Origin of the sequence: Pantoea sp. CTOTU46764, assembly GCF_031974595.1 — a bacterium.
GTDB lineage: Bacteria > Pseudomonadota > Gammaproteobacteria > Enterobacterales > Enterobacteriaceae > Pantoea > Pantoea trifolii.
Map to the genome: position 1 here is coordinate 1 of NZ_DALYOQ010000088.1, position 16,257 is coordinate 16,257.

General features: G+C 51.7%; 12 protein-coding genes and 3 pseudogenes. 12 read left to right on the forward strand and 3 right to left on the reverse strand.

Annotation, left to right across the window (positions count from 1 at the left end):
* The 6 genes and pseudogenes from RTM06_RS20800 to RTM06_RS20825 all read left to right on the forward strand — a co-directional run.
* A pseudogene (locus RTM06_RS20800) lies at positions 1-948 on the forward strand (membrane-bound PQQ-dependent dehydrogenase, glucose/quinate/shikimate family); the annotation flags it as partial.
* A gap of 98 nt (positions 949-1,046) precedes the next feature.
* Entirely contained in the window at positions 1,047-1,688 is a 642-nt protein-coding gene (locus RTM06_RS20805) for a glutamate racemase (protein WP_312184560.1), read from the forward strand.
* 276 nt (positions 1,689-1,964) lie between these two features.
* Positions 1,965-3,107: an efflux RND transporter periplasmic adaptor subunit gene (locus RTM06_RS20810; protein WP_312184561.1), complete on the forward strand. Its 1,143-nt coding sequence runs from the start codon at positions 1,965-1,967 to the stop codon at positions 3,105-3,107.
* Between the two features lie 2 nt (positions 3,108-3,109).
* Positions 3,110-6,265: an efflux RND transporter permease subunit gene (locus tag RTM06_RS20815; protein WP_312184562.1), complete on the forward strand. Its 3,156-nt coding sequence runs from the start codon at positions 3,110-3,112 to the stop codon at positions 6,263-6,265.
* Position 6,266: 1 nt separating this feature from the next.
* Positions 6,267-7,700 (forward strand): efflux transporter outer membrane subunit, encoded by a 1,434-nt coding sequence (locus RTM06_RS20820; protein WP_312184563.1) that lies wholly within the window; start codon positions 6,267-6,269, stop codon positions 7,698-7,700.
* Positions 7,701-7,824: 124 nt separating this feature from the next.
* On the forward strand, positions 7,825-8,475 hold the full coding sequence (locus RTM06_RS20825) for a TetR/AcrR family transcriptional regulator (RefSeq protein WP_312184564.1): 651 nt from the start codon (positions 7,825-7,827) through the stop codon (positions 8,473-8,475).
* Positions 8,476-8,477: 2 nt separating this feature from the next.
* Here RTM06_RS20825 and RTM06_RS20830 read toward each other — a convergent pair whose 3' ends face one another.
* Positions 8,478-9,041 (reverse strand): helix-turn-helix domain-containing protein, encoded by a 564-nt coding sequence (locus RTM06_RS20830; protein ID WP_312184565.1) that lies wholly within the window; start codon positions 9,039-9,041, stop codon positions 8,478-8,480.
* 206 nt (positions 9,042-9,247) lie between these two features.
* Between RTM06_RS20830 and RTM06_RS20835 the strand changes: the two genes are divergently transcribed.
* Together RTM06_RS20835 and RTM06_RS20840 are read left to right on the forward strand one after the other, a co-directional pair.
* Positions 9,248-9,937, forward strand: a complete 690-nt coding sequence (locus RTM06_RS20835) for a pirin family protein (RefSeq protein ID WP_312184566.1) — start codon at positions 9,248-9,250, stop codon at positions 9,935-9,937.
* 46 nt (positions 9,938-9,983) lie between these two features.
* The gene (locus RTM06_RS20840) at positions 9,984-10,700 is read left to right on the forward strand and encodes a GntR family transcriptional regulator (RefSeq protein ID WP_312184567.1); all 717 of its coding nucleotides are present in this window, start codon (positions 9,984-9,986) and stop codon (positions 10,698-10,700) included.
* Position 10,701: 1 nt separating this feature from the next.
* On the opposite strand, the gene RTM06_RS20845 is transcribed toward RTM06_RS20840, so the two are convergent.
* Positions 10,702-11,901 carry an enolase C-terminal domain-like protein gene (locus RTM06_RS20845; protein WP_312184568.1) on the reverse strand — a complete coding sequence of 400 codons (1,200 nt, stop codon included), beginning with the start codon at positions 11,899-11,901 and terminating at the stop codon, positions 10,702-10,704.
* Between the two features lie 305 nt (positions 11,902-12,206).
* On the opposite strand from RTM06_RS20845, the gene RTM06_RS20850 reads away from it, so the two are divergent.
* Positions 12,207-13,598: a PTS transporter subunit EIIC gene (locus RTM06_RS20850; protein ID WP_312184569.1), complete on the forward strand. Its 1,392-nt coding sequence runs from the start codon at positions 12,207-12,209 to the stop codon at positions 13,596-13,598.
* A 34-nt stretch (positions 13,599-13,632) separates the two neighbouring features.
* Here the strand turns inward: RTM06_RS20850 and RTM06_RS20855 are convergent.
* Positions 13,633-14,523, reverse strand: a pseudogene (locus RTM06_RS20855) (lipoate--protein ligase); the annotation flags it as partial.
* 427 nt (positions 14,524-14,950) lie between these two features.
* Between RTM06_RS20855 and RTM06_RS20860 the strand changes: the two are divergent.
* From RTM06_RS20860 to RTM06_RS20870, 3 genes and pseudogenes are all read left to right on the forward strand, one after another.
* Positions 14,951-15,097, forward strand: a complete 147-nt coding sequence (locus RTM06_RS20860; protein WP_312184570.1) for a hypothetical protein — start codon at positions 14,951-14,953, stop codon at positions 15,095-15,097.
* A gap of 12 nt (positions 15,098-15,109) precedes the next feature.
* Complete coding sequence (locus RTM06_RS20865; RefSeq protein ID WP_312184571.1) at positions 15,110-15,697, forward strand: hypothetical protein; 588 nt, start codon at positions 15,110-15,112, stop codon at positions 15,695-15,697.
* A gap of 56 nt (positions 15,698-15,753) precedes the next feature.
* A pseudogene (locus RTM06_RS20870) lies at positions 15,754-16,257 on the forward strand (hypothetical protein); the annotation flags it as partial.

Below are 16,257 nucleotides of genomic sequence, written 5' to 3' on the forward strand. Positions count from 1 at the left end.
GCTGGTGGACATCGATTATCAGGGCCAGAAGCAGCCTGTGGTGATCCTGCCGACCAAAACCGGCAACCTGTTTGTGCTGAACCGTCTTACCGGCCAGCCGGTGTATCCGGTAAACCAGGTGAAGGTCTCCACTGAAGGTGGCGTCGCGGGTGAGAAATTTGCCGCGACCCAGCCGGTTTCCAGCCTGAACTTCATCCCGCAGCCGTTGACTGAGAAGGCACGCCGTTTGACCAGATGTCATGCCGCATGGATTTCCGTAGCCTGCGCTATGACGGCAATCCGTGGACGCCAGCGACCGAAAGTGGTTCGCTGATCTTCCCGGGCAACATTGGTGTGTTCAACTGGGGTTCTGTTGCCGTCGATCCGCAGCGTCAAATGCTGATTGCCGCGCCAGTGCGTCTGGCTTACAAATACAACCTGATTAAACGCAGCGAGCAGACCGCTACCGAGCGCCTGTTCACCAAAGATGGCACACCGTACTGGAACGAAAACTTCCACGGTGATTATGCTATTCATATCCAGCAGTTGGCCTCTGGCCTGGGTATTCCGTGCGTTGCGCCACCTTGGGGCCGCATGGTGGGCGTGGATCTGAAGACCGGTAAAACCGAATGGCTGCGTCGCGTGGGTGTGACCAAAAACCTGAAGACCAGCTTCCTGCCTGGCCGCTTCCCAATCGGTTTCCCGATGGGCATGGTGGCGCACGGTGGTCCATTGCTGACCGCAGGTGATTTGGTGTTCCACGGTGCAACGGCGGATAACTTCTTCCGTGCCTACGACAGCACCACCGGCGAACTGCTGTGGCAAACCGAGTTGAGTGCCGGTGCGCAAGCCACGCCGTCGACCTTTATGGGCAAAGACGGTAAGCAGTACGTGGTGATTGCTGCAGGCGGTCACGGTTCACTCGGCACCCAGGCGGGTGATAGCGTGGTGGCATTCCGTTTGAAGTAATCGCAGTTAAATTGAACAAGGCGCCCAATGTGGCGCCTTTTTTGTTTTCATCGGGTTATATTGAGCCTCTGTGCGAGACGCCACTGATAAGGAATTGTATGACCATCGCCTGCCTGCATACCGCCGCCAGCAATATCGCTATTTTCGATGAGGCCGCAGAATCATTGGGCATGAGCCACGGCTCACTCAGTCATATTGTGATGCCACATTTGCTGGCGGAAGCGGAGCTGACCGGTGGCATGACTGCGCCGCAGCAGCACAAGCTGGAACAGTTGTTACACAGCCTGACGCCGTGGTTCGACGCGATTCTGATTACCTGCTCGACGCTGGGTCCGGTCGCCGATGATTTTAGCGCTAAAGGGCATGATTGTCCGGTGTATCGCACCGATCGCATGCTGGCCGATGCGGTGCACCGTTTGCCGGGAAAATCGCTGGTGCTGTGTGCGGCAGAATCCACGCTGGCGGCGACGCGCGCGCTGTTTTGCCCGGCGACGCTGCCAGTCGAACAGCATCCTGACGTGCAGCTGATTCCTGGCGCCTGGGCGGCGTTTAAAGCGGGCCAGCAGGAGGCGTATCTGCAGATGATTGCGCAAGCGGTGACCGACGGGAAACAGCAGGGCGCGAATCACGTGGCGCTGGCCCAGGTTTCTATGGCGGCAGCGACCAGGCTGTTTAGCGCCGATAGTCAGCCATTAACCAGCCCGCAACTTGCGTTGAAGGTGGTACGTAATATTTCGTAGGGTGCGCATTCATGCGCACCTGGATGGAGGTCGCCATAAATGGCGACCCTACAACTGGCCTGTAAATAATAATCATTTGCATTAATGCTTGTTACTCATTATCTTTAGCAACACTTTGTAACCTATCGCGATTTAACCACTATGAATCCTCAATCAAAGAGGACGCTTTTCTGCTGCCGCTTTTCAGGATCGCTCTTTTCATTTTCCTGACATACGCCCACATCTGCGATTTGGTAGACTTAAATCTGAGAATGAACGTTCACTACAGGATTATTCATGAAGAATTTTCAGCGCACAGCCATTGCCGGGCTGATGTTATTGCTCGCCGCCTGTGACCAGAACAGCGCCCCGCCAGCGGGCGAGATGACCACCGAAGTTGGCGTGAAAACGCTGCATACTGAGCCGGTGACGCTCGATAGCCAGCTCACCGGACGTGTGGTGGGCAGCATGGTGTCGGAAGTGCGTCCGCAGGTGGACGGCATCATCCAGAAGCGCCTGTTTACCGAAGGCGATCAAGTCAAAGCCGGCCAGGTGCTGTATCAAATCGATGCGGCTAGCTATCAGGCCAGTTACGACCAGGCCGTTGCGCAGTTGAAAAATGCGCAGGCGTTAGTCAAAAGCAGCCAGTTAAAATCTGCGCGTTACAGCGCGCTGGTGAAAGAGAATGGCGTGTCGCGTCAGGATGCCGACGATGCGCTGGCAACCTATCAACAGAACGTAGCGTCGGTCGATCAATATCGTGCCGCCGTCGAAAGCGCCCGCATCAACCTCAACTACACGCAAATCAAAGCGCCGATTTCGGGCCGCATCGGCATCTCATCTGTTACGCCGGGCGCGCTGGTGACGTCCGCGCAAACCACGGCGCTGGCGACCATTCGCGCGCTCGATCCGATCTATGTCGATCTCACCCAATCCAGCGTGCAACTGCTGAAACTGAAGCGTCAGCAGGTTTCTTTGCAGCAGAGCGGCGATGTGGTGCCGGTGACGGTCAAACTGGAAGATGGCAGCAATTATGATCATTCCGGCAAGCTGGAACTGACCGAAGTGGCGGTTGATGAAGCAACCGGAACCGTCACGCTGCGCGCGATCTTCCCCAATCCGCAGCATGAATTGTTGCCGGGCATGTATGTGCGTGCCAGCGTCACCAACGGGGTTAAAAACGATGCGATTCTGGCCCCGCAGCAGGGCATCACGCGTGATGCCAAAGGCAACGCCACGGCGCTGGTGGTGGATAAAGAGAACAAAGTGCAGAGCCGGGAAGTAGTGACCGATCGGGTTATTGGCAACACCTGGCTGGTGACCAGCGGCTTAAACAGCGGCGACAAGCTGATTGTCGAAGGCACCGCCAAAGTGCAGGCCGGAATGACGGTGAAAGCGGTTGAAGTGACGCCGAACAGCGCCAGCAGCGGAGGCCAGTAATTATGTTGGCTCAGTTCTTTATCCGCCGCCCGGTATTCGCCTGGGTGATCGCCATCTGCATCATGATGTTCGGCGTGCTCAGCATTAAAAGTCTGCCGATTGCGCAGTATCCCGACGTCGCACCGCCGCAGATCAGCATTCAGGCCACTTACACCGGTGCATCTGCGGAAACGCTGGAAAGCAGCGTCACGCAGGTGATTGAACAGCAGCTCACTGGCATCGACGGCTTGCTCTATTTCGATTCCACCAGCACCGCTTCAACCGGCCAGGTGAAAATCAACGTCACCTTCCAGCAGGGCACTGATCCGGACATTGCGCAGGTGCAGGTGCAGAACAAAGTGCAGCAGGCCGAAAGCCGCTTACCGACGTCTGTCACTACACAAGGCGTGACGGTAGAGAAGGCGCAAAGCGACTTCCTGCTGATTCTGGCGCTGTACGATAAAACCAACAAAAGCACCTCGGCCGATGTAGCGGACTACATGGTCAGCAACATGGAAGACTCGCTGGCACGCGTGCCGGGCGTTGGCAGCGTAGAGGTGTTTGGTGCCGAATACGCCATGCGCATCTGGCTTGATCCCGCCAAACTCGCCTCCTATTCGCTGATGCCGTCCGATGTCACAAGCGCGTTGGAGAGCCAGAATACCCAGGTTTCATCGGGTCAGTTAGGCGCGCAACCGGCCAGCAAAGAGCAGCAGCTGGTGGCGACCGTGCGCTCGCGTTCACGTCTGCAAACGCCGGAACAGTTCCGCAATATCGTGCTGAAAAGCCAAAGCGACGGCTCGGTGGTGCATCTTAGCGATGTGGCACGCGTAGAAATGGGTGATGAGGATTACAGTGCTAACGTGCTGGCCAACGGTCATCCGGCTTCGGGGATTGCGGTGCAGCTGGCGTCCGGCGCCAATGCGCTGTCAACCGCCGAACAGGTGAAAGCCACCATCGACGAATTCCGCAGCAGCATGCCCGCAGGCTATGAAGTGGCGTATCCGCTCGACAGCACCGACTTCGTGAAAATCTCGATTGAAGAGGTGGTGAAAACCCTGATCGAGGCGGTGATTCTGGTGGTGATCGTGATGTTCGTGTTCCTGCAGAACATCCGCACCACGCTGATTCCGGCGATTGCCGTGCCAGTGGTGTTGCTCGGAACCTTTGGCGTGCTGTCGCTGTTTGGCTACTCGATCAACACCTTAACCATGTTTGGCATGGTGCTCGCCATCGGGCTGTTAGTGGATGATGCGATTGTGGTGGTGGAGAACGTTGAGCGCGTGATGCGCGAAGAGGGTTTACCGCCGCGTCAGGCCACCGAGAAATCGATGAAAGAGATCACTGGCGCGTTGATTGGCATCGCACTGGTGCTGTCGGCGGTGTTCCTGCCGATGACCTTCTTCAGCGGCTCGACCGGCGTTATCTATCGTCAGTTCTCCATCACCATTGTGTCATCGATGGTGCTGTCGGTGATCGTGGCGTTAACGTTGACGCCGGCGTTGTGCGCCACGCTGCTCAAACCGCACAACGAAGAAGGCGGCAAAAAGGGCTTTTTCGGCTGGTTTAATCGCAGTTACGCGCGCGTGCAGACGCGTTATCACAACGGCGTGGGTCATGTGCTGCACAGTTCGGTGCGCTATCTGCTGCTCTACGCGGTACTGCTGATCGGTTGCGCGGTGCTGTACATGCGTTTGCCGACCGGCTTCCTGCCGACCGAAGATCAGGGCTACATCATGGTGCAATATCAGCTGGCACCGGGCGCAACGGAAAACCGTACCAGCGAGGTTCGTCGTCAGGTACAGGAATACTTTGCTACTAAAGAAAAAGACAACGTCAACGTCAGCATGCTGGTGAACGGCTTCAGCTTTGCCGGCAGCGGCCAGAACGCCGGGATTGGCTTTATCTCGCTGAAGAACTGGAGCGAGCGTAAAGGGACAGAAAACAGTGCCGATGCGATTGCCGCGCGTGCCATGGCGAGCCTGGCCAGCATTCGTGATGCGCAGATCTTCGTGCTGTCGCCGCCGTCGGTGTCCGGTTTAGGGCAGTCAGACGGATTCACCTTCGAACTGCAGGCGCGCGGCACCACCGGGCGCGACCAGCTACTGAAGATGCGCAATCAGCTGATTGCTGAAGCCAATCAGGATCCGCTGCTCAGCGCGGTGCGTGCCAACACTTTGCCGGATTTACCGCAGCTGCAGGTCAATATCGACGACGAAAAAGCGCAGTCGCTGGGCCTCACCATCAGCGACATCAACGACACGCTCAGTGCGGCGATTGGCGGCAGCTACATCAACGACTTCACCGATCGTGGCCGAGTGAAAAAGGTCTACATGCAGGGCGATCAGCAGTTCCGCAGCAAGCCGGAAGATATCGATCACTGGTACGTGCGCGGCAGCGATAGCAACAGCAATACCACCATGGTGCCGTTTGCGTCGTTTGCCTCGTCAGAATGGGCGTACGGCCCGGATGTGCTGTCACGCTATAACGGCCTGGCGTCCTACGAGATCGAAGGTTCGGCGGCGGCAGGCAAGAGTTCCGGGGACGCGATCGGCGCGATGGAAAAACTGGCGGCGAAGCTGCCGGCGGGCACCACCTTTGCGTGGAGCGGTTTGTCCTATCAGGAAAAACTCTCCGGCAATCAGGCGATGTCGCTGTATGGCATCTCGCTGATTGTGGTGTTTCTGTGCCTGGCGGCGTTGTATGAAAGTTGGTCGGTGCCGTTCTCGGTGATGATGGTAGTGCCACTCGGCGTTATCGGCTCGTTGCTGGCGATCAGCCTGCGCGGACTGGAAAACGACGTCTATTTCCAGGTGGCGCTGTTAACCATCATTGGCTTGTCGGCGAAGAATGCGATTCTGATTGTTGAGTTTGCCGAAGACAATTACCGCAAAGGGGAAAACCTGATGAAGGCGGCGACGCACGCGGCATCGATGCGTCTGCGTCCGATCATCATGACCTCGCTGGCGTTTACCGCTGGCGTGCTGCCGCTGGCGATTTCCACCGGCGCAGGCGCCAACAGCCGTATTGCAATTGGTACCGGCATTATAGGCGGTACGCTGACCGCTACCTTGTTGGCGATCTTCTTTGTTCCGCTGTTCTTTGTTCTGGTGCGTCGCGTCTTCCCGGCGATTCCGCATGACGATAATCATCAATCTGTGGCGAAAGCGGGGGAATAACATGTCGGCAAAACTCTTAATGGTGTTAATTCCCGCGCTGCTGTCGGGTTGTGTCTCGCTCGATCCGCACTATGACCGCCCGCAAGGCGCGGTCAGCAGCCAGATGCCGAGCGGTGATGCCTATCGTTCACTGCAAGGCACGCAGGCCAGCAACTACCGCGACCTGAGCTGGCAGGATTATGTGCTCGACGCCAAACTGCGTCAGGTGGTGGCGATGGCGCTGGATAGCAGCCGCGACTTGCGGGAAGCGGTGGCTAGCGTGAAGTCGGCACATGCGCAATATGGCGAAGAGCGCGCCAATCTGTTCCCGACCATTAGCGCGGGCGTGAGCGGCACGCGTTCACGCGCGTTAACCGGCGAAGGCAATCAAACCGCCATCAGCAACAGCTATTCGGCGGAAGGCAGCGTCAGTGCGTTTGAACTCGATCTGTTCGGCAAAAACCAAAGCCTGACGCGCGAGCAGTATGAAACTTATCTCGGCACGTTGCAGGGTGCACGCAGCACGCGCTTGACGGTGTTGTACAACACGGTGGATTACTGGCTGCAACTCGCTGCCGATCGCAGCAATCTGGCGATTGCCAAAGAGACCGCCGAGAGCGCACGTCAATCGTGGCAGGTGACGCGTAAGCAGATGGAAAACGGCATCGCTTCGATGGTGGATGTCTCGTCTGCGGAAACTACCTACCAATCTGCGCAGGCCGATGTTGCCAGTTACACCACGCTGGTGGCGCAGGATAAAAACGCGCTGGATTTGGTGGTGGGCCGCAGCGTGCCGGATAACCTGCTGCCTGACAGCATTGAATCGATAGGTAACGCATTGCGTGAGGTGCCGGCGGGTGTCTCATCGGATGCGTTGCTGAATCGCCCTGATGTGTTGCAAGCCGAGCACAATCTCAAGTCTGCCAACGCCAGTATTGGCGCGGCGCGTGCCAACTTCTTCCCGAGCATTACGCTGACGGGCAGCGGCGGCGTCGGCAGTGCCGATCTCTCGACGCTGTTTAAAAACGGAGCGGGCATTTGGTCGTTTGCGCCGAGCATTTCGCTGCCGATTTTCCAGGGCGGTTACAACGTTTCTTACCTGAAATACACCAAAGCACAGAAAGAATATTACGTGGCGGCGTATGAGAAAGCGGTGCAAACCGCCTTCCAGGAAGTGGCGGATGCGCTGGCGCGTCGCGGCACCATTAACGATCAGCTCAGTAGTCAGCGGAGTAATGTGGCGGCATCGCAAACCTATTACCATCTGGCGGATCTGCGCTATCGCAACGGCATTGATACTTATCTCAATGCCTTGACTGCGCAGCGCACGCTGTACAGCGCCCGCACCAGTCTGGTGAGTACGCAGCAAGCTTATTACCTGAATTTGATCACTTTCTATAAAGTGATGGGCGGCGGCACGGCGTTGAAAGAATCTGAAATAATGAGCACGCAATAATTGCGTAATGCTCGTCAGTTAATCGTCTTTCGGTCGCCATAAATGGCGACCCTACAAAGGATTGGCGCGTTTTTCGTAGGGTGCGCATTTATGCGCACCAACCGCAAATATTGGCAACATTGTCATGGTTTCTCACCGGATACGCATCGCGTATGATGACGCGATTAAAACGATAATTTTCTTCGGAGCCAATGTGAGTCACTCTGAACATGACGAATTCTTTTTGCAGCGTCAGCAGCAGATTATTAATGCGGCAAAAGTCTGTTTCAGTCGCTCCGGATTTCATGGCGCCAGCATGGCGGATATTAGCCGTGAATCTGCGTTAGGGGCAGGGCAAATATATCGTTACTTCAGCAGTAAAGAGCTTATTGTCACGGAAACAATCAAAAGCATCGCGCACAACTGGCGCCTGTTTTTAGTACAACATTTACCTGCGCAACAATCGACGCAGGATATTATCAACGCTGATTCACCATTCTGGCAGCATTGGCCGAGTCAGGACCGGAAATTATTACTGGAAATGTATTCTGAGGCATCACGTAATGAATCGGTGCGCACCATTCTGGTCCAGCAAGAGCAATTATTACTCGCCGAATTAGAGGTGCGTTTTGCCGCACAAACACCTGAAACCAACGCAACGCAACGTGCCAACCGCATTCAATTTTTATTGCTGCTGGTGGATGGCGTCGCCTGTCGCGTCTTTGGCGATAGTGACCTGGATCACCATGAAATGCAGCGCGTGAACGGCATTCTTAGCCAGCATCTATTCGGTTGAGATTAGGCAGCACTGTGCGGGTAGACGTCATTGATCACCGCATTGAAAAACGGCATAAAGCCTGGTGCGATATCGCGCTGCTTCATGCAGCGGCGAATAATGATGCCGTCAATAATCAGCGACATCACATATAAGCGGGTGTGAATAGCATTGGCGTCTTGTCCAGGATGCAGCGCCTGCTCCTGCGCAATGAAGTTATTTTTAAGTTGATGCCAGGCATCGAACATAATTTGCTGGATGCGATTATTCCGCGTGGCTTCAGACGACACTTCCATCAGCAAAATAATACTGTTTTCCACGGCCGTCGGCACAATATCTTCCGCTTCATGATAATGTCCCTGCATATGCGCGATACGTTCAAAGTCGGCATTCAGCAAGGTGATCATCCGCTGCACCACACTGGTGACTAATGCCTCAATGATCGCCTCTTTGTTTTTATAATATTTATAAATTAAACCAATGCTGACATCGGCCTGAGTAGCAATATTCTGAATCGACGTCTGGTGAAAACCTTTTTGCCGCATGCACTGCTCGGCGGCTGCCAGGATCTGTTCGCTTCGGTTCATGATTATTACACTCGCAGAATAAAGCGGCTATTTTACGCAATTAACCTTGCGCTGGCGATGAATAAAAAACATTAACCTGCTCTTATTATTTCGGCACTTTATCGTCGTTCAGTTTTTTTGATTTAAGCGAGCAGTTTTGCCTGCTGTTCATGATTCTCCCGATCTCTATGATGGTGGACAGAGAAAAATCATAGAGAAGTTACACCATGAACATCCTGCGTGCCCAACGCGATCAGCTGTTTGAATACGGTCCGTTTAACATTCGCCGTCAGCGTCCCGGTGAAGCGTTTGGACCGCTGGAAATTATCGATCAAATGACGCTGCAGCTGGATGCCACCATTCCGCTGCATTCGCATCAGGACTGTGAGATTTTCAGCTACGTTTGGCGCGGTTCGCTGCTGCACAGCACCGAGTTGGGAGAAACCCATTCCCTCAACGCCAAACGCGCGCTGCTGTTGAGTGCCGGCAGCGGGATACGCTTTGCCGAGTCTGCGCCTTTTATCGAAACCGAAATGCTGCAGGCCACTATTCGCCCAGCGCAGACCGGCGGTGAACCGCAGGTCAATACCTTTACCCGTGCGGACGGTGCGGCGGTCAATGCATGGACGTTACTGGCAGGGCCGCACGGCAGCGAGGCGCGGCTGCCGCTGAATCAGGCGATATACATTTATGACCTGAAACTGGAGCGCGGCCAACAGGTGGATGTGCCACAGCGTACAGGCTTTTCCAGCTGGATTACCGTGCTGGACGGCATTGTGCGGATGGATAATGAACGGTTGCACAAGGGCGATTCCGTGAGCGATACCGCGCCATTACCCGCGTTGACGGGAGAGCGGGATGCAACGCTGATCGCGTTTCTGGTGCAGGAAGGCGCACCTAACCCTTCCTCGCCATAACATCGTGTTATCATCTGCGGATACAACTCAGGAGCAGGCTAATCCCATGAAAAAGAAAGAGTTCGTTACCCAGGATTTGCTGAGCAAGATCTATCAGGAGGATACTTCCGCACCCCGCAAATTGCCGCCTGAACGTCAGTTGGCCGAAGAATATGGCGTATCGCGTTTCACCATCCGGCAAGCACTGGGGAAGCTGGTCAGTATCGGAGCGGTGCGTATCGTGCAGGGATCGGGCATCTGGATTAACGAAACGGTGCGTAATAACCCGCTGGTGTATAATTCGATCACCGAAAAGCGCTTTGACCAAATGCATTACCGTTCAATCGGCCTGCGTAAAAGACGCCCCGACAGTGACGAGCAACAGATATTCGCCATTAACGACGATGCCTTTATCTGGGAGTTTTCCCGCCTGCGCTATGTCGATAATGTGGCCGTGCAGATTGAGATATCGCGCATGCCAGCAACCTTATTTAGCGATCTCAACGGTGACATTATTGAGCGATCGATACAGCAATATGTGTTGTCCAAAGGCTATCAAATCTCACATTTGCTCACCAGCTACCGCGCGATTAGCGTTAATCGCGAACAGGCGACGCTACTGGGTTGTAAAAAAGGCAGTCCGGCTATGCACATTATTAACCGTGGTATTTTACAAGGCGGGCAGGTGTATGAAATCAGCGACATCGTTGATATTAATTACACCTGCACCTATCTGATTCCGCATAACCCGGATAATCTGCGTTTCCGTCAGCAACAGCGCTAAATTATGGCGTGTGAATGGTGCCGTCAGGCAGGCGACTCTGCGTCCATTCATGCGGACGGTAAACCACCGGATGTTTTTCTGCTAACGCTTGATCAAAGCCGACGCCAATACCCGATGCTTGTGGTGGATAAATATAGCCATTCTTAATCTCCGGCGCGCCAGGGAAAACCGCATCGGTCAGCGTTGAGCGCGGAATAAATTCCTGAATGGCAGCATTGTGCAGATGAATATTCAGATGTGTATTGACTGCTACGCCAATCGGCGTCATATCGCCCGGTCCGTGCCATGCCAGTCGCACGCCAAATGCCTGACACAGCGCCGCCAGTTTTAACGCTGGCGTTATGCCACCAATCTGCGAGACGTGACAACGAATAAAATCGATGCGACGATTCACAATTAACTCGTGCCATTCCGCTGGATTATTAAATAATTCACCTAGCGCTAACGGCACCGCGCTTTGCTGACGCAGTTGCTCTAACCAGCCGGTTTGTGCGGGAGGAAGCACATCTTCAAGAAAATAGGGCATATACGGCTCAAGCTGTTTCACCAGTTGAATTGCCTGCTGCGGGAATAAGCGCTCATGCACGTCATGCAGAATTTCGAATCGATGTCCGTATTTCTCTCTTAACGCACGGAACATCTCTACCGTATTTGCCATGTACTCTTGCTGCGAGTAATAAGCGCCTGAGGTGCTATTTTCCGGTGCGTTGAGTTCTTTGGGCGTTCCGCCGTAAAAACCGAGCTGACAGCGGATATGGCGATAGCCTTTCTCTAAGGCGTTATCGACTGAAGTATAAAGTTCGTCCAGTGTTTCACCGCTGGCATGAGTGTAGGCCGCAATCGCATCGCGTGCTTTGCCGCCCCAAAGCTGATAAAGAGGCATATCAGCTAACTGCGCCTTAATATCCCACAACGCCATATCCACACCCGAAATGGCATTGTTAGTCACTGGCCCGTTACGCCAATAGGCATTAACGTTCATCATCTGCCACAGGTCTTCAATATTGTTGGCATCGCGTCCAGTTAATAGCGGTACCAGATACTCATCCACCATGGTTTTTACCGCTAAAGGACGCTGTTGAAAGGTGGCGCAGCCGTAACCGGTAATCCCTTTATTGGTGGTGACACGTACGGTAATAAGATTATGACGATCGGGGCGGGTAATAAAACACGCAATATTTTCAATAATGGTTGGGGTCACGAGAAATACTCCTGTGGTGCAGTGACTGCACGCAATATCAAGGCATGTTGATAAGCTATTTTTGCCGTATCATTACCGGGTTTTTATTGAGACGCAAACCCTTTTTTGGGCAATAAATATTGGTCAGTAAATCAGAGCGTTTATCGTCATAAAAACAGACCAACTTGTCATTTTAGAGATTAATAGAGCTGATGCAGCGGGTTTTGTGATCGCAGTCATGATTTATTGGTTTGTTTTGTTCGGTGTCATTTATTACCATCCAGTGCATATTTCATCAGGCTGTTTTTCTTCCCTCAGGAGCACGTATGGGAACGCAGGAAGTAATAAAAAATATAATCCACTTAGTGGGTGGGAAGAATAATATCAATAAAGTCTGGCATTGCATGACGCGTTTGCGCTTTGACCTTATTGATGACAATAAAGTTAACCAGAGCGAAATTAAAACCTTGCCCGGTGTGCTGGGCGCGCAAATGCAGAGCGAACAATTCCAGATTATTATCGGACCCAAAGTTAATAGCTGGTATGAGCAAATCGTTCCGGTATTAAATAACGATAGCGTACAAACTGCGCAACATGAGAAAGGACGCAAAAGCCTGATATCGCTGTTTATGGATACCGTCTCGGACGTATTTGGACCGATTGTTCCCGCCATTGCCGGCGCAGGGATGATCAAAGGCTTGCTGGCCGGATTAGTGGCGTTAAAACTGGTCTCGGCCAAAAGCGATACGGTAATGGTGATTGATTTAATTGCCAGCGGCGTGTTCTATTTCCTGCCGTTCTTTTTAGCGGTCTCCGCCGCCAAAATATTTAAAACCAACGAGTATTTAGCCGCCGCCGTGGCGGCTTGTTTAATGTATCCCTCTTTAATTGATGCGGCAAAAGCGCTGGCGGCGCATCAGGAGGGCGCAGTGAGCGCATTTTGGCTGATGGGCGTGCTGCCGGTTTCGGTATTTAATTATGCTTCCAGCGTTATTCCGGTCATCTTCTCTATCCTGGCGCTCAGCTATATCCATCGCTGGGTGGATCGCATTATGCCGGAAGTATTAAAAACTGTATTTACGCCTACCTTAACGCTGTTCCTTGCGGCTTTGACCGCGCTGGTGGTGATTGGTCCGATGGGGATTTGGCTTGGCAAAGGTCTGGCGCTGTTTATTGAGGGCTTATTCAGTATTTCAGCAAGCTTTGCTGGCTTGATTGTCGGCGCCATTCGTCCGGTGGCGGTGCTGACCGGCATGCATCACGCGATGACACCGATTGCGCTACAGAACTTTAGCGATCGCGGTTATGACATGTTGATGCCGATGATGTTTATGGCAAATATGTCGATTGCCGGTGCAACGTTTGCTATCTGGAAATTAAGTAAAAATCGTCAGGACAAAGTGGTCACGCTTTCAGCCGCGATTTCAGCGTTATTAGGCATCACGGAACCGGCGCTGTTTGGCGTATTAACGCGCTACAAAAAAGCCTTTATCGCGGCAACGGTTTCCAGTGCACTGGCTTCAGCCTTTATCGGTTTCTTTGGCGTGCGTTTATATGGCTACATTCTTTCCAGTATATTCAGTTTGCCGGCCTATATTGGCCCGTACTTTATCTGGGCCGTTTCCGGCGTCGCCATTGCGCTGGTTTTGTCATTCAGTCTGACGTTGATTTTGGTGGGTAAGGAACCTGATTTAATTATTCAGGCAGAGAATAAGTAATGTAGGGTCGCCATTTATGGCGACCGTTTTATACCTAACTCACACTCGCCACCAGCCAGCTTTCCAGCTGGCTCAATTCATTAAGCTGATTCGGAAATTCCGTTTTCAACAGTGTTAATTGCGCCAACATGGTTTCCGGTCGATAGACCGCGCCCTGCAGACGTAACGCCAGAACTTCTAATGGTGAAGGGTTCAGGCTGTCGGTGAAAATCTGGCAGCGAGAAATCACGCCGCGCTCCACATCAAAATGGATCTCTACGCCGCCCCAGACAAAGCGCTCATTCAACTGATGCGAGAAATCCGGCGCGTTACCAAAATTCCATTCCCAGCTGCTTAGCCGCGCAAATTGCTCTTCGAAACCGGGCAAATCAGGCAGTGCGGCGGGGGAGATATGTTCCGGTTCGCACTCTTCCTGATAGTAAGCAAAATAGGCGGCAATCACCTCACGGCAGATCGCGTCAAAACTGATGCCCGGCACCAAATCGGCAATGTTGGCTACACGTGAACGCACCGAGGTAATGCCTTTCGCCTGTAATTTTTTAATGTCTGGATTGAGGTAATCGGCGAGACGCGAAAGGTCGGCATCCATCAAAAATGTGCCGTGATGAAAACCGCGATCGGGCGTTTCACGATAGGCAGATCCGGAAATCTTGCGCACTTCGCCATCCACGTTCACCACGATATCGTTGCGACCTGAGGCCTCAGCTGGAATGCCAAGCTGTTCCAGCGCGCGCAGGATAATCGCCGTGGAGACCGACTTATCGTATTCCGGTTTGCCGGCCATAAAGGTGAAGCAGCAGTTTCCCAAATCGTGAAACACCGCGCCGCCGCCGCTGCTGCGTCGTGCCAGCTTGATACCGTCTTCCGCCATCCGCCGCGTATTGCACTCTTTCCACGGATTCTGTGCGCGGCCGATCACCACGGTAATGCAAAACATTTCACACATGAGAATGATAATCATATGCTCGTGATGTTACAGCGAAATTATCCCCCGAATTTTGAGTGTTTAATACCATATATCATTTTATAGTACTCAATACCATATAACAGTATTAAATACGTGATACCAAAAAATTCCCGTGAAACGTTTCGGCTAAAAATTCTATACTAATGATAAATATTCATGTCGATTTAAAAAGGAACATGAATATAATTATGATTATCCCTCTATTACTTATCTTAATCTTCGCTGGGTTTCCCAAAGTAGCATTTGCAATATATGCATTTTTTGCAGTTATGTGGCTGATGGCACCGTCGAAAGATAAATAGCAATGTAGAAAAAATTAAGTACACCTCACTATTGAGGTGCATTTTTTGTCGTCAGAAAGACGTTTTTTGTGAACAGGAAATTTATGAAAGAAAAAAAGGAAGCCTCGATTGGCGTTCGTCTCACACGCCTACAAAGTGAGTACATCGATAAAATCGTAAGTGAAAAAGGACTGAAGAACCGTAGCGAAGCACTTCAGTACTTGATTAATAAAGCTATAACTTTAGGATGAAAGGAGTTGAGAATGGAATCTCAAGAAAAGAAGATTTATAACGTTGCTACTAACGATATTAAGCACAAAGATCATGACAAAAATAAAGATGCATATCGTTGTTGGTACAACATGCTTAAGAGATGTTACTCAGGCGAGAACGTTAACTATAAAGATATTACTGTATGCAGTGAATGGTTAGTGTATTCATCATTTCTGAAGTGGTATGAGGATAATTTTATTCCTAGATATCACTTGGATAAAGATATTATTATATCTGGTAGTGCTAAAAGAGTTTATTCACCTGAAACATGCTTATTTGTTCATCACAAAGTGAACCTTACATTTCGAGTAAGAGATAACGTAACTGGATATTGTGGAGTGAAGATAAATGGGAACGGTTATCAGGCTCAAATTTCTTCTAATGGAGAATTAAGTGCACTTGGTACATACAATACTGCAAGTGAGGCTCATGTCTTATGGCAGAAAGAAAAGATTATCCATATCAAAAGATTAATTGAAGAGTTCGAAAATGAAACAGCCCTATGTGTGGCTCTAAATGCTTGGGTTAAAGTAATAGAGGTAGACATTAAATCTGGGCGTAAGACAGTTTTACACTAAAAGGAAGGGTGGTATGCATAAACATACCACCAAGAGAATTAAAATAAGGAAATTATATGACTATTTATCAAGGAAAAATAAAGTACATAAGTGGTGAACCTGGAACAGGTAAAGGTAATCACATAAAAGCACAATGCAAATTACCGGGACGTAAGTTAGTAGTACAGCCTACCATTGAACTTATCAATGAATTCTCACGGGGTATGATTGATGTGAAAGTACTACATAGTGAATCGTTCAAGGGCGATTTGCTCAGTGAAATTCATATGTACCTCGTGAAACCTGAAGACTGCACAATATTCATCACCGATAAAATGTTCTACAAGATTGACCGCTGGCGTCTTAAAGGCTGGAAGATCTTCATTGATGACAGTTTGAACTTCTGTAGCGTGCTTGCACGTAACAAGAAGGAAGACAATATTGAAGCAGTGTACAACAAGCTTTTCATTACTGGCGGCTACATTGAAATTGATGGGGAAGGTGGGGAACTCGATAGTACCTATCTCAGTTTCGATATGTGCCCACGTGAGAACGTCAGTGAAGATATGTTAGGTACATGG

Coding starts and splice junctions, on each gene's coding strand:
- RTM06_RS20815 (WP_312184562.1), top strand. CDS start 3,110: ATGTTGGCTCAGTTCTTTATCCGCCGCCCGGTATTCGCCTGGGTGATC.
- RTM06_RS20825 (WP_312184564.1), top strand. CDS start 7,825: ATGGTTTCTCACCGGATACGCATCGCGTATGATGACGCGATTAAAACG.
- RTM06_RS20820 (WP_312184563.1), top strand. CDS start 6,267: ATGTCGGCAAAACTCTTAATGGTGTTAATTCCCGCGCTGCTGTCGGGT.
- RTM06_RS20840 (WP_312184567.1), top strand. CDS start 9,984: ATGAAAAAGAAAGAGTTCGTTACCCAGGATTTGCTGAGCAAGATCTAT.
- RTM06_RS20850 (WP_312184569.1), top strand. CDS start 12,207: ATGGGAACGCAGGAAGTAATAAAAAATATAATCCACTTAGTGGGTGGG.
- RTM06_RS20805 (WP_312184560.1), top strand. CDS start 1,047: ATGACCATCGCCTGCCTGCATACCGCCGCCAGCAATATCGCTATTTTC.
- RTM06_RS20835 (WP_312184566.1), top strand. CDS start 9,248: ATGAACATCCTGCGTGCCCAACGCGATCAGCTGTTTGAATACGGTCCG.
- RTM06_RS20810 (WP_312184561.1), top strand. CDS start 1,965: ATGAAGAATTTTCAGCGCACAGCCATTGCCGGGCTGATGTTATTGCTC.
- RTM06_RS20865 (WP_312184571.1), top strand. CDS start 15,110: ATGGAATCTCAAGAAAAGAAGATTTATAACGTTGCTACTAACGATATT.
- RTM06_RS20830 (WP_312184565.1), bottom strand. CDS start 9,041: ATGAACCGAAGCGAACAGATCCTGGCAGCCGCCGAGCAGTGCATGCGG.
- RTM06_RS20860 (WP_312184570.1), top strand. CDS start 14,951: ATGAAAGAAAAAAAGGAAGCCTCGATTGGCGTTCGTCTCACACGCCTA.